The 13272-nt window shown below is 37.5% G+C and carries 12 protein-coding genes; 4 read left to right on the plus strand and 8 right to left on the minus strand.

What is annotated here, in order from left to right; all coding sequences use genetic code 11:
* Window positions 1-6: 6 nt before the first annotated feature.
* Window positions 7-1500, minus strand: coding sequence for a DUF1800 domain-containing protein (locus tag E4661_RS09885; protein ID WP_136466834.1), 1494 nt, complete (start codon window positions 1498-1500; stop codon window positions 7-9).
* Window positions 1501-1670: 170 nt separating this feature from the next.
* Between E4661_RS09885 and E4661_RS09890 the strand changes: the two genes are divergently transcribed.
* The 3 genes from E4661_RS09890 (at window position 1671) to E4661_RS09900 (ending at window position 4063) form a co-directional block, all read left to right on the plus strand.
* Window positions 1671-2030, plus strand: a complete 360-nt coding sequence (locus E4661_RS09890; RefSeq protein ID WP_136466836.1) for a YraN family protein — start codon at window positions 1671-1673, stop codon at window positions 2028-2030.
* 64 nt (window positions 2031-2094) lie between these two features.
* Entirely contained in the window at window positions 2095-2754 is a 660-nt protein-coding gene (locus tag E4661_RS09895; protein ID WP_136466838.1) for an aspartate kinase, read from the plus strand.
* 148 nt (window positions 2755-2902) lie between these two features.
* Complete coding sequence (locus E4661_RS09900) at window positions 2903-4063, plus strand: serine hydrolase domain-containing protein (RefSeq protein ID WP_136466840.1); 1161 nt, start codon at window positions 2903-2905, stop codon at window positions 4061-4063.
* On the opposite strand, the gene E4661_RS09905 is transcribed toward E4661_RS09900, so the two are convergent.
* The 7 genes from E4661_RS09905 to E4661_RS09935 form a co-directional block, all read right to left on the minus strand.
* Window positions 4043-4759 (minus strand): Dph6-related ATP pyrophosphatase, encoded by a 717-nt coding sequence (locus E4661_RS09905; RefSeq protein ID WP_136466842.1) that lies wholly within the window; start codon window positions 4757-4759, stop codon window positions 4043-4045. The genes E4661_RS09900 and E4661_RS09905 overlap by 21 nt on opposite strands.
* 44 nt (window positions 4760-4803) lie before the next feature.
* On the minus strand, window positions 4804-6048 hold the full coding sequence (locus E4661_RS09910) for a hypothetical protein (RefSeq protein ID WP_136466844.1): 1245 nt from the start codon (window positions 6046-6048) through the stop codon (window positions 4804-4806).
* A gap of 6 nt (window positions 6049-6054) precedes the next feature.
* A complete protein-coding gene (locus tag E4661_RS09915; RefSeq protein WP_136466846.1) occupies window positions 6055-6318 on the minus strand; it encodes a hypothetical protein in 264 nt (87 codons plus the stop codon).
* Window positions 6319-6500: 182 nt separating this feature from the next.
* Complete coding sequence (gene mfd, locus E4661_RS09920; protein ID WP_136466848.1) at window positions 6501-9947, minus strand: transcription-repair coupling factor; 3447 nt, start codon at window positions 9945-9947, stop codon at window positions 6501-6503.
* 165 nt (window positions 9948-10112) lie between these two features.
* Entirely contained in the window at window positions 10113-10745 is a 633-nt protein-coding gene (pdeM, locus tag E4661_RS09925; RefSeq protein ID WP_136466850.1) for a ligase-associated DNA damage response endonuclease PdeM, read from the minus strand.
* Window positions 10746-10878: 133 nt separating this feature from the next.
* Window positions 10879-11391 carry a hypothetical protein gene (locus E4661_RS09930; RefSeq protein WP_136466852.1) on the minus strand — a complete coding sequence of 171 codons (513 nt, stop codon included), beginning with the start codon at window positions 11389-11391 and terminating at the stop codon, window positions 10879-10881.
* Complete coding sequence (locus E4661_RS09935; protein WP_136466854.1) at window positions 11376-11609, minus strand: hypothetical protein; 234 nt, start codon at window positions 11607-11609, stop codon at window positions 11376-11378. Before E4661_RS09935 ends, E4661_RS09930 begins: the two co-directional genes overlap by 16 nt.
* Window positions 11610-12278: 669 nt before the next feature.
* Here E4661_RS09935 and E4661_RS09940 point away from each other — a divergent pair.
* Window positions 12279-13220: a hypothetical protein gene (locus tag E4661_RS09940; protein ID WP_136466856.1), complete on the plus strand. Its 942-nt coding sequence runs from the start codon at window positions 12279-12281 to the stop codon at window positions 13218-13220.
* Window positions 13221-13272 lie beyond the last annotated feature (52 nt).

Raw genomic sequence — 13272 nt, forward strand, 5'->3', positions numbered from 1 at the left:
AAGAGGTTATTTTAGTTGAAATTCGGGTTCTCTGGATAAATGGCGTAACAACAGATAAACTTGAGATGGTGCTGTTGGCCATGAAGATAAAGTCCAATCGGGAGTAGCGCCTCCTTCATAATATGTTTCATCGACATCACTCCTAAAGGCTACATAGGCTTTCTCATATTCACCATCAGTAAGCAATCCTTTAGGTAACATTCTATCAATAATTGGTCTTGAAATGATATCAGGATTATTACTGGTTATACCGTCATTTCCCGTTATTGACAATGCAAAATCTCTAAACTGTTCAGGGTTATCTTGGAAGAAGCGCTCCAAAAACACCTCAGTGGTCAACCAACGACCAATAATAAAGTTGGTGTTGATCCACTGTCTGTCTCGTTGCCAACCGGCCACATCAAATGGATCAAACATGGTTTGTCCAATTAATCTTGATGCATCAATAACATTGATAACCGTATTATCATTATAAATGAAACCGGTTTCTTTGATCAGGTTCATATAAAGGTCAAATGGACTTTTAATAATAACCCCTATTGCAGTTTCATCAAAAAAGTGCTGACTTTTAAAAAGTTGACGGAGAACTGGGGCAATTTCAAAGTTGTTGGCGGTAAAGGTTGCGGCCATTCCATTAATTATGGTTTGGGCATTACCGGTTGCATCATCAGAATCTGGATGTACAAAGAACTCGTATAGCTTTTTACAGATAAACCATGCGATGTCATTGGGTCTTTCGGTAAATAGAATATTGATGACATCATCATAACCCCAGTTACCGGTTTGACCGAAAATCGTTTTGTTTTCTGTGTTAAAATCCTCTGGATTAAAAGTAACTTGTGTACAACCTATTTCACCGTTTTCGGTATAGCCTGAAATGGCTTTAGCGGTTTCTATAATGTCCTCTTCGGTGTAATTGTTGCCTTCACCAAGAGTGAAAAGCTCATACAACTCGCGGGCATAGTTTTCGTTTGGATTGTTTCCTCTGTTTCGTACTCCATCCAAATAATAGAGCATAGCACTGGTCAACCCAATTTCGCTTACAAAGGTTCGAAAGTTTCCTATGGCGTTTCGTTGCAAACAGTCTATATAATAATACAAGAATGAATTACAGTTATAAACATCAATTTCCGTAACGAAATGATTATGCCAGAAAAAGCTTAAACGATCTCGAAGATTGTTGTTTAAAAGGGAATTGCCATATGCAATGGCAAATTCTTCTTGTTGAGCTCTTCGCATTTGACCGGCTTGGTCGTCGTCCGCGGGATAATCAGCATTGGTCCAATCTGCCCATGTAGGGGGGGCTATTGGTCCAAGGGCAAGGGCTTGGTCAACTAGGTTGTCAACAAGGGTATCAGCTGTTTGGTTAACAGCTGCATCAATAGTCTGTACCGATGCGCTGAAACCTAGCCTCCGATACAAGTGGGTGGCACGTAATTGATCCAGAGGATCTGTATACGGCGCCAAGGTTGAGGAATTACAATTGATAAAGTACTCCATAGCAATGACTGGCGTTAATTGGTCAATAGTTTTGGGGCAACTATTATGTTTAGTTAACGTTGGATGTGGTTCAGTTCAGAATCACAAATTACAACCTAAACGCAGTTTTGACCATGAACGACCAAAATTTTCGATGAACTGCACATATTTTTTAATATTTTTCAAAATTCATGGGAAAACACAATGAATTTGGAAGAAAAGGTGAGCAGATTGCAGTAGACTTTTTGAAGGAAAAGAGATATAAAATCCTCCAAAGAAACTATAGATACCTCAAGGCTGAGATAGATATTATAGCAGAAAAGGATGGTATCGTCTCTATTGTGGAGGTAAAATCTAGGACGGAAGGTTTTTTGGAAACTATTTCGGAGACTATCAATCAAAAGAAAATTAATTTGATTGTTATGGCCGCCAATCAATATGTAATAGACAATAACTTGGATGTGGAGATACGCTTCGATTTCATCTTGGTTCTTAAAAAAGGGGCAACTTTCGAAATTGAGCATACGAAAAATGCATTTTATTATTTTTAACCATTTGTTTTATTTGTAACAATGTGTTATTTTTGCTTCTACCAATCCAATCCAAACCAATCAAATGAAAACAATTTCGGCCGTAGTGGAACACTACATTAAAAAGAAACCTTTTCTGCAAAGTGCACTGGCGCAGGGAATAATCAATCTTACCTCTTTATCACGACAGATAAAACCGGAGATTTCAGATGCTTTGGGTAAAGAGGTTAAAGATGGTGCGATAGTTATGGCACTCAAACGTCTTTCAGATGATTTGGAGTTTCGAGCAACCCACAAAATTGTTAAAGTCCTTAAGAATATTGGCGAGATTACGGTACGTTCTTCTCTTACGGACTATACATTTTTGGCGTCTGACACCATTTTGGGCCAGCAGGCTAAATTGTTGGAAGAAGTAAACATGAACCAAGATGTTTTTTATACTTCTTCAAGAGGGGTCAATGAAATCAATATTGTAATCAGCAGTGTGATGGACAGCGTAGTGGAAAAACACTTCAAGCATGAACGCTGCACCCAGAAAGCTCAGAATTTATCTTCGATTACGGTAAAATTACCAGCAGAGAATGTCTCGGTGCCGGGAATCTACTATTTTATCTTCCAGAGATTGGCCTGGGAAGGTATTGTACTTTATGAGGTAATCTCCACTACCAACGAATTTACCATTTTGGTAAACGAAGAACAGGTAGACGTAGCCTTTAAGACCATAAAGGATTTGAAAGGACTATAGTAAGTTCTACAATTCGATGTTCGGGGTTCGGGTTCAGAGCATTTTGAAGCTGTGGAGACAATGCAAGGTTGTTATATTTTCTTCTACTAAGGGTCAATAAAAAGATTTCAATCACTAACTTGATTTCGAAAACCCAGCACCATTTATTATGGAAAGAAGAATTCGCATTGCAACCTTTTTAATCTTTTTGCTGATAGCACAACCTATTGTGTTAGGTCAAGAGTTATATTTTCCTCAGCGGAATGAGGTTTGGAAAAAAGCACTTCCCAATCAATTTGATTATAGCCAGAAGAAATTGCAAACAGCCATTGATTTTGCAATGGACAATGAATATTCGGGTTCACGTGATTTACGGCAGGCCATATTAAAAGGATTTCAAAGAGAGCCTTTTCATGAAATTCTAGGCCCGACAAAGAAACGTGGTGGACCTGCGGGAATGATTCTGAAGAATGGTTATCTACTTGCTTCATGGGGAGACACCAAACGGGTTGATATGACTTTTAGCGTCACCAAAAGCTTTCTTTCTACCACGGCAGGCCTGGCTTTGGACAAAGGACTTATCTCGAATATAGATGATAGGGTGGAAGGGTATATTTGGGATGGCACCTTTGGTGGTGTACACAATGAAAAAATAACATGGGAACATTTACTCCAGCAAAACTCTGATTGGTCTGGGGAACTTTGGGGATTGAAAGACTGGGCGGATCGCCCTCCAAGGGAAGGTGGACTGGACGATTGGAAATTTCGAATGCTCAATGAGCCGGGTACCGTAATGGAATACAACGATGTTCGTGTCAATGTTTTGTCCTATTCGCTTACACATCTATGGCGTAAACCTTTGCCAATGGTTTTGAAAAAGCATTTTATGGATAAAATTGATGCTTCCACTACTTGGCGTTGGCACGGATATGACCATGCGTGGACGGAAATTGATGGAATACAGATGAAGTCGGTTACAGGAGGAGGGCATTCTGGTGCAGGATTGTTTATCAATACAGAAGATATGGCTCGTTTTGGATTGGTGTTTTTAAATGAGGGTAAATGGGATAACCAGCAAATAATTAGTGAAGATTGGATTGCAAAAGCAACGGAGCCTTCAACTCCTAATATTAATTATGGTTATATGTGGTGGCTCAATAAAAAAGGATCTCGGCATTGGGAAGGCGTTCCAGAGCATTTGTTTTATGCTGCTGGTTTTGGTGGTAACTTTATAGTAATAGACCAAGAAAGTGGATTAATGATAGTGACCCGCTGGTTGGAACCCCAAAAAATCGGAGAGTTTGTAAAGCTAGTCTACGACGCTTTTTAGCAAAACATCGCAAAATCCAAATTTGATGGGATTCTCTTTGTTGGATGGATTATCATAGGTTTTGAATATGGTTTCCCCCAATTTAAATGCTACCGGACGATTAAAAATAGGTCCATCAAAACAAAAGGTGTGAAACTCCCCATTTTCACCACAAGGATCCACATCTTTTGGGAACTGGTCAATGAGTTCCAAAGAAAGTTCTTTTCCCAAAAAGGAAGCATCCAACTTAGAATTGTTGATGCAAACAATGACAGCTCGGAATCCCAATTCAAAAAACTCCTCAAGTAGTTCTCGGGTATCTCTTTTCCAAATGGGGAAGATCGTTTGGATTCCAACAACGGATAACATGTTTTCCCTGTAGACCTTTAGGTCTTCCAAAAAAATATCACCAAAAGCGGTGTGTGTATAGCCCTGACTTTTTAAGTGCTTGATTTTGTTGCCCATTAAAGCATTGTACTCTTCCATTGATGGGCTTTCGGGAACTTCAAGAATATCCAAGGGGATTCCAATAGCTTTAGCCTGGGTTTCCAAAACCTCCTTTCGAAGACCATGCATGGAGACTCTATTATAATGTGAATTGACAGTTGTCAATAAACAATCAATTTGATATTGTTTTTGTTGCAACATGTAACATAGTGCAATAGCCGAGTCTTTTCCTGAGCTCCAATTAAAATAGGTTTTTGGTTTTTGAGGCATGGGTCGAAGATATGATTCTAAACCTTTTGAAATTCAGGCAAAGATTATATAAATGGATTCCAAAGAGGAAATTCTGGAGATAACAACTTCAAATATTGAAATAAGCATATAATAATGTAAAGGATTATTAAAGCAACTAGCCTAACGAAGATATGTTTTGGTCTGTATTGATATTTATTGTTTTCTTGATCCAATGAAGGTATGAAAAGTGAAAGTATCTGGATACAGGCAATACCAACAAGGATTATTGCAAGCCAGTTTGACTCTCTTATATGGGCACCAAACCAAGTTGCATTTAAGCCTATGCTTTTATAGGTAAAATGTAATAGTATAAGTAGAATGCTAATTACAAAATATGTGTTGGAAATTATTTGAAGAGTTTTTTGAGAGCGTTGCTCTCTTATTTTTCTTTTTTTCTCTGATGGCACATAGGTTAAGTTAATATTCAGGATGTCTTTGCCGCTGACAACAAAAACATTTCCTGGAATTTTTTTTCTAATTCTAGATTTGTATTCTACTTGTTTTTCAACCTCATCCAGAGAGATATCTAACTTGGAAGAATCTTTTTTGATTAATGGAGAAGATTTTTCGAAAGCATATTCCTTGTCCTTTTTCTTGTACCTATAAGCATCCAATAAATATATTCTTTCTAGCTGGGAAATATCTTCGCTGCATAAGTCATAATCAACAACGTAACCAGTATATAGCTCCCGCATTCCGTCTGTATTATCAACCAAAACATCAGCATATGTAGTAGATATTTTTTGATTGTGAGGAATTTGTATGTCTGTGGTAAGTGTCTTTCCAAGCTCAAACTTCTCAAAATCAAGGATTTCACCGCTAAAAATATAGAACCACTGATTTTTAAACTTTAATATTTTGTACTTCTTATCCAAACCCCACCATCTAATCATCCTTGATATTATATGCCCTGAGACAATAGACACAAAAAATATCGATAAAGAATAATAAATAAATGTATCTAAGCTGTCATTAAGAAAAGATTCTGTGTCATGGTTTATATCCTTTTCACCACTATAAACGAAATCTTTAAAAACATTAAAAATTTGAGTATTGTCAATTTCAAAGGAAAGTAACCAATCCCCTAAAACAAAGCATATTACTTGAATACAAACTCCAGGGACAATGCTATAAAAAATACTGTGTAATACCGGGTCTTTTGAATCAAATTGTTTCGAGAATTCTCCATAATAAAAGAATCTTCTGAAAAGAATACCAGGAATAATAACCGAAACAAAAAAAGCTATGAATCCGAATGTAAGATTCACAACAACTTAAAGGATTTTATCGATTTTGGTTTTCTCCCAATCACCGGTTACGTGATACGTATCTATTGCCTCGCGTAGAAGTTTTGCCTCATCCTTGTTTTCAAGTACTCGACGAGCATCATTCGAAATAATTCGAGTTTCAGTTTTTTTAGCAATTGACTTAAAAATATATGCAATGGCTCCAACCGCAGCTACCACACCAATAATATTGGCAACTATTTCGAAGGTAGTTAACTCTGAACTTGAAGTGTTTGTAGATTGTTGCGACATAAGATAATTAAAAGTAGTGCATAAGTTATTTAACACAAATTTTTTAACACAAAATTTATGCCAGTTGTAAGTTTCAAAATGATTGTAATTTCCGCCAAACAATATGATTTAGAGCTTATTATATTTTCTTGAAGCCGAAGAAAGAGTATTCAATCTCTTCCGTAACTTTATTGTATCTCCTTTTAAATCAATGAAGGAGATAAAGGTTCCAAAACCCTTAATACCTTCTCCACACTGGTGATTCCATCAAAAACCAATAGCAACCGTAATCCATTACGGGTTTGCTTTTCTTTGAGTTGACAAGTTCTTGGGTTAGATTGCACATAGTTCAACATTTGAGTAAAGGCTGAACTTTGATAAAAATCGGATTGTTGATCAGCAATAAAATACCCGAGGAACTTGCCTTTTTTCAAAATGACCCGCTCTAATCCAATACTATTGGCAATCCATTTAATCCGTACCGAGTTGAGGAGATCTACGGCTTGAGAAGGGAGTTCCCCAAAACGATCTTTTAATTCCTGTTCATACTTCTGAAGCCCTTCTTCATCTTGTACCTCATTCAATTGAGTGTACAAATTGAGGCGCTCCGTAATGTTGTTAATGTAATCGTCGGGATACAGCAATTCAAAATCAGTATCGAGCTGGGTATCTTTTACATATACTTTTTCTTGTTGACCCTCGACCTCTTCATATAATTCTTTAAACTCATTTTCTTTGAGTTCTTCGATAGCTTCGCTTAATATTTTTTGATACGTCTCAAATCCAATTTCGTTGATAAATCCGCTTTGTTCACCACCCAACAAGTCTCCGGCACCTCGAATCTCCAAATCCTTCATGGCGATATTAAAACCGCTTCCCAACTCCGTAAACTGTTCAAGGGCCTCAATACGTTTTCGGGCGTCCGGTGTCATCACCTCGTAAGGCGGGGTAATAAAGAAACAAAATGCCTTTTTGTTGCTTCGTCCAACGCGACCTCGCATTTGGTGTAGATCACTTAATCCAAAGTTATTGGCATTATGGATAAAAATGGTATTGGCATTGGTGACATCCAATCCGCTTTCAACAATGGTGGTAGAGACAAGCACATCAAATTCTCCATTCATAAAGGCCATCATCAACTGTTCTAGTTTTTTGCCTTCCATTTGACCATGACCAATTCCGATTTTGGCATCCGGCACCAAACGTTGAATCATCCCGGCCACCTCCTTGATGTTCTCAATACGGTTATGAATAAAAAATACTTGTCCACCACGTTGGATTTCATATGAGACTGCATCACGGATGATTTCCTCATTAAAACGTATTACCCTGCTTTCAATAGGATAACGATTCGGAGGTGGGGTATTAATTACCGATAGATCCCGAGCCGCCATCAAACTAAATTGAAGTGTTCGAGGGATAGGGGTGGCAGTCAATGTGAGCACATCTACATTTTCCTTGATGGATTTAAGTTTATCCTTGACCGAGACACCGAATTTTTGCTCTTCATCCACGATCAGCAATCCCAAATCCTTGAATTGCACATTTTTGTTTACCAATTGATGGGTACCGATGATGATATCAATTTTCCCTTCGGCTAGCCTTTCCAAGATTCCTCGTTTTTCCTTGGCCGTTCTAAATCGATTGAGATAATCGACCGTCACCGGAAGCTCACCCAATCGTTTTTTAAACGTATTGTTGTGCTGAAACGCCAAAATGGTCGTTGGCACCAATATAGCTACTTGTTTACCATTGTCAACTGCTTTGAAGGCAGCACGAATCGCCACTTCGGTTTTTCCAAAACCAACATCCCCGCAGATCAAACGATCCATGGGACGTTCACTTTCCATATCTCGTTTTACATCCTGGGTCGATTTCTCCTGATCAGGGGTGTCTTCATAAATGAAAGAGGCTTCAAGTTCATGCTGCAAATAACTATCTGGGGCATACTGAAATCCCTTTTCCAAACGACGCTTGGCATACACTCTAATGAGGTCAAAGGCAATTTTCTTGACCCGACTCTTGGTTTTTTGTTTTAGTTTTTTCCAAGCTGCAGAGCCTAGTTTATAGATTTTTGGAGGAGCGCCATCCTTACCATTAAATTTTGAAATTTTATGGAGCGAATGGATGCTCACATATAAAATATCCCGGTCACCATACACCAATTTGATTGCCTCTTGCTTTTTTCCTTCGACATCTATTTTTTGAAGTCCGCCAAACTTCCCAATCCCATGATCGATGTGGGTCACATAATCTCCAATTTCCAATTTGTTCAGTTCCTTAAGGGTAATGGCCTGTTTTTTGGCATAGCCATTCTTCAATTGGAATTTGTGATAGCGTTCAAAAATTTGATGGTCCGTATAGCAAGCCAGTTTTAAATCCTGGTCGATGAATCCTTGGTACAATGGAAACACCACTGTTTTGTAATGAACCGTCTCTTCAACTTCCTCGAAAATATCGTTGAAACGCTTGGCCTGTTGTTCGGTGGAACAAAATATATAATTGGTAAAACCTGAAGCATGGTTTTCATTCAGATTTTCAATGAGCAGGTCAAATTTTTTGTTGAATGCCGGTTGAGGTTTGGTGTTGAACGTCACACTGAGCTTGTCGAAGTGTGATTTTTCACCATCAAGTCGTGCTTCGACAGGCTCAGCATGACCAAATCCACCCATTTCTACCAATTTAAAACCTTCCAATTGGGATTTCAACAAAGTTGAAGTCACAAAAAGTTCTTCGGGTTTGGCATGCTTGAGTTCGCTTTCAAGTTTAGCGAAGCTTTCCTCAGCTTTTTCAAAAAACGAATCAATTCGACCATAGACTAAATCCAGATTTTTGGAAAAAATGACCGTTTTGGGTGAAATATATTTTAAAAAACTTTCCCTCGATTCCTGCAGAAATTTATTTTCCACATTGGGAATGATGGTAATCTTTTTGACTTTTTCAGTAGAGAGTTGGGTTTCCACATCAAAAGTTCGGATACTGTCTACCTCATCTCCAAAAAATTCGATACGGTAAGGTTCATCATGTGAAAATGAGAACACATCAACAATACCACCACGAACCGAAAACTCCCCGGGCTCAGTAACAAAATCCACCCGATTGAACTGATATTCAAAAAGTACCTCATTTAAAAAATCTAGCGATAAGGTGTCTTCCAGCTTAATTTTAAGCGTGTTCTTATCCAACTCCTTTCGGGTGACTACTTTCTCAAAGAGTGCATCGGGATAGGTGACAATTACCGCAGGTTTTTTTCTGGAATTGATGCGATTGAGGACTTCAGCCCGAAGCAGCACATTGGCATTGTCGGTCTCTTCAATCTGATAAGGTCGGCGATAGCTTCCAGGGTAGAAAAGCACTTCTTTTTCCCCAATCAATTGTTCAAGGTCATTGAGGTAATATGCAGCTTCTTCTTTGTCGTTCAGTAAAACCAAAAATGGTACTTCGGAAGAATTGAACAGAGAAGAAACGGTAAACGAAAGGGAGGAACCGGTAAGGCCTTTTACCGTGATTTTTGATTTTGATGAGTTTTCTAGTCCTCCTTCGACAGGCTCAGGATGACCGCTCGAAGCGAAAGGATGGGCAATAGCATCCCTCAATTTCCCGAGTTGGGGAGACTGTTCAAAAAGTTGAAAAATCGATGCTTTGGTCAATCCAAAAACTTTGCGGCAAATATAGAATGAATAGTTTCCTTGAGGGGGCTTTACGGGTGTTTTTTTGCAAAAAGAATTTCATGTTTGTCATTCCGTGCTTGACACGGAATCTCATCTAAATTTTTAACTATGGATTCCTGCTTTCGCAGGAATGACATTTTAGGATTAAACTTTCACCACTTCATCCTCGACAATGACAAAAACTTCGTCATTCTTTTTGGGTTTTAGGGTATAAGTGCCAGTAAACTCTCCAAAAGCAGGGAATATGAGTTGGTTTTTGGACTTGAAAAAACAGGAAAGTCGAAGGTTTTGCCTTCCAAAACCTTTGAGCTTTATGGCGGGGTGAATATGTCCGCAGAAATTGAACAAACCTTCCCGTTCTTCGGGATGATGCGTCAATAGAAAATCATCCAAGATTAACTCCTGAAAAATAGGGATTCCCAATTCTTCAAACTTATGGGGGGATATAATATCGTGATTGCCGGACACCAAAATGATTTCTGAAGGGGTTTTGCTTACCCAGTTTTCAAATAGTTCCCATTCTTTGTTCAAGGTCGAATGAAATAGATCTCCCAAAAAACAGATTTGAAAGGGATTGAAATGAGCCACAATTTTATCCAAGAGCAGATAGTTTTTATGGACCGCTTTTCGTGGAACTGCTGCGCCAAATTTTCTGAAATGCACAATTTTTCCCAAATGGACATCGCTGATCAGTAACATGGATTTTTCCACCCAAAAAATTCCACCCAAAGGGTGAAGGGTAAAATTTTGGTTTTGTATGGAGATGGTTTGGGTCATGGATAAACAAAATTCCTTCCCTTTTCAAAAGGGAAGGTGGATTTCAAAGAAATCCGGAAGGGATTAGAACCCTTTCCGCTCCAACGCTGTTGGACCACCTTTCCCTGCCAGGGAAAGGAATCAGATGCCTTTTTTATTCAGGATTACATTCGCTATTGAACTTTTCCCATTCAGAGTATTTTTCTAACGCTTTTTTGCTTTTAAATACAATTTCATTCTTTTCTTGGCTAGCATCTAATTGTATTTCTATATTTCTGTGTTCTCCTTCTTTCAACTCAAACTCAACAGGATCAATGACTTTAAAACAATAAGGTTCTTGATTACTTTTAATAATTAACCCATAAATCCCATCAGGTAACAAGCATTCAAAAATCCCTTCTATACTCTTTACCATTATAATAGTATCCTTGTTTTTAAAAAGTAGACTCGCATTAATTGGTTTTTTAAGTTGCCTAATTTTACCTGTGACTGATATGTTCTGCTCTGAAGAGGTTACCAAGTCATTTTTGATAATTCTGCTATTATGGATTACTTCATAACCATTATAATAATATGATTTGCAGCCATTGACTATCATAATAGCTAAAACAAAAAAAACAAGTTTGTATATATCTACCCTTGAAGTCCAGACTATTCTTTTAACCATTCCTCATTTCTTTTATAAACTGTTTCGGAAGTAAGCGTGTTGCCATTTTTGTATGCTTCCAAACTTTCAGAAGTGAGGTTTTTTTCCAAATCGGAGACTTGGTAATTTTTCTTGGAGGTGTATGTGTTGAGCATTTCTTTAAAAAAGGATAGGGTTTCCCCATCCTCTATGGTAAGCAACTTTTTAATGATATCGTTTTGAAGCTCAGAAACACTCATTGTACAATCTTTGATAGTAAAGATAGTCAAATTGAAAATTCACCTTATCAAAAGACCTGTGCAATCAACTGAATTTAACTCCTTCCCTTTTAAAAGGGAAGGTGGGCAAAGGCCGGAAGGGATGCATAAAACAGTCCATTTCATCAATCCATCAATTCAAAAGGGGCATTCGTCAATTTAGGTCCAATTTTTAGAGAGATAATTCTTTTTTTTCATGACATAACTTAATTACCGGATGGAAAGAGATAAAACATTGAACTTTCGCACTTGGTTTTAGTGCCATCTGTTATGGAATTACCCCCTTCACAGATATTTTTCAAATACGCTGAGGTTATAGTTCTTCTAATCCAAGCGATTATAGGGCTATTGATTTTTCGTTTTAAACGCGTTCGTATTATACCTGCAAGAGAGACCCTTTTTGTTGTACCCCGAGAAAGAATTATACGCTATGTCATTATTTTATTGGGAAGGATATACTACATCTCTGTTGTAATATTCCTTGTGTTAGAATTTATTCTCCTGACTTGGTTATTGATCCTTCGTAATAACAGGTGGCACTATGCTCCATTTTAATAAAACAAATTAGAACTGCAACCAAAAAACATGAAACACTTTTTTCTTTGCTTCTTCTTCATTATTCGTCTTTGTGCTCAAACCTCAGACAAGTCAATGAATATAAATGCACAAGAGATAACAGCAGAAAATTTTGTAGAAAAGATAGCCTCACAAGTAAAACACTATCCACAGGAGCCTATGTATTTTTTTAGGGCCAATGCCCATAATTGTGTCTATGAGATATTGGTAAACGACTTTCCTATTGAGAAGCATTACCGATTGGGTTGGAATGCAACACCTACTGACTTTAATCGTGCTATTTTAAAAAGTGGTAAACAAACACTTACTTATCGTTTATACCCTATAGGTAATTTATTAGGCGATGAGGAGCGTGTGAATACGCTGCTTTCTACTACTCAAATAGAAATAGAAATATTTCGGGTAGATGATCACCGTACTTATACCAGCGATGAAGATGAGAAGATAGTAATAAACCATACCAGCGATAAAAAAGAGGACAAGTTTGTGGGAGCTGGCTTACCATATTATGAATATACCTTTGAGTTTGAGGCTAAAGTACCTTATGAAAACGAAGGTTGGAGTAAAGGTATTGATTTACGTAAAGTAGATAGTATGGAATTAAAAGCAAAAGTGTTTCAGTATTATAAAAAAATACAAGCCCTTTATGAAAAACAAGACTTAGGTGGTATATTAAAAATGAACTATGCTTTTCAAGCACGTAATTCTATTGCTGAATATAGAACAAAAGAAGAAATACAAAAAATTTTAGATTATTATAAAAGATCAGCTTATTATAAGGGTAAAGAATTCCAACCCTTAAAAAAATATGAATTTCAATTTTTTGGAGGGGGGACGATTACGGCTTTTAAACATACAAGCAAAGAGCCTATAAATAAGAGATTAAGAGGGAATAATGCGTTGTGGTTTAAGTATAAAACAGAGTCTGGTGGAACAAGAGGACAATTTTTAGGTGCATATCTCTATGCCCCAAAAGATAAGCAACAGAATGGGTTGCATTTGGAAATGATAAATTAATATTCTGTTTTTTAATAACCTTTTGCGCAAAACTATAAATCCGTGCCGACAG

The organism is Flagellimonas onchidii (assembly GCF_004804315.1).
GTDB classification, from domain to species: Bacteria; Bacteroidota; Bacteroidia; order Flavobacteriales; family Flavobacteriaceae; genus Flagellimonas; species Flagellimonas onchidii.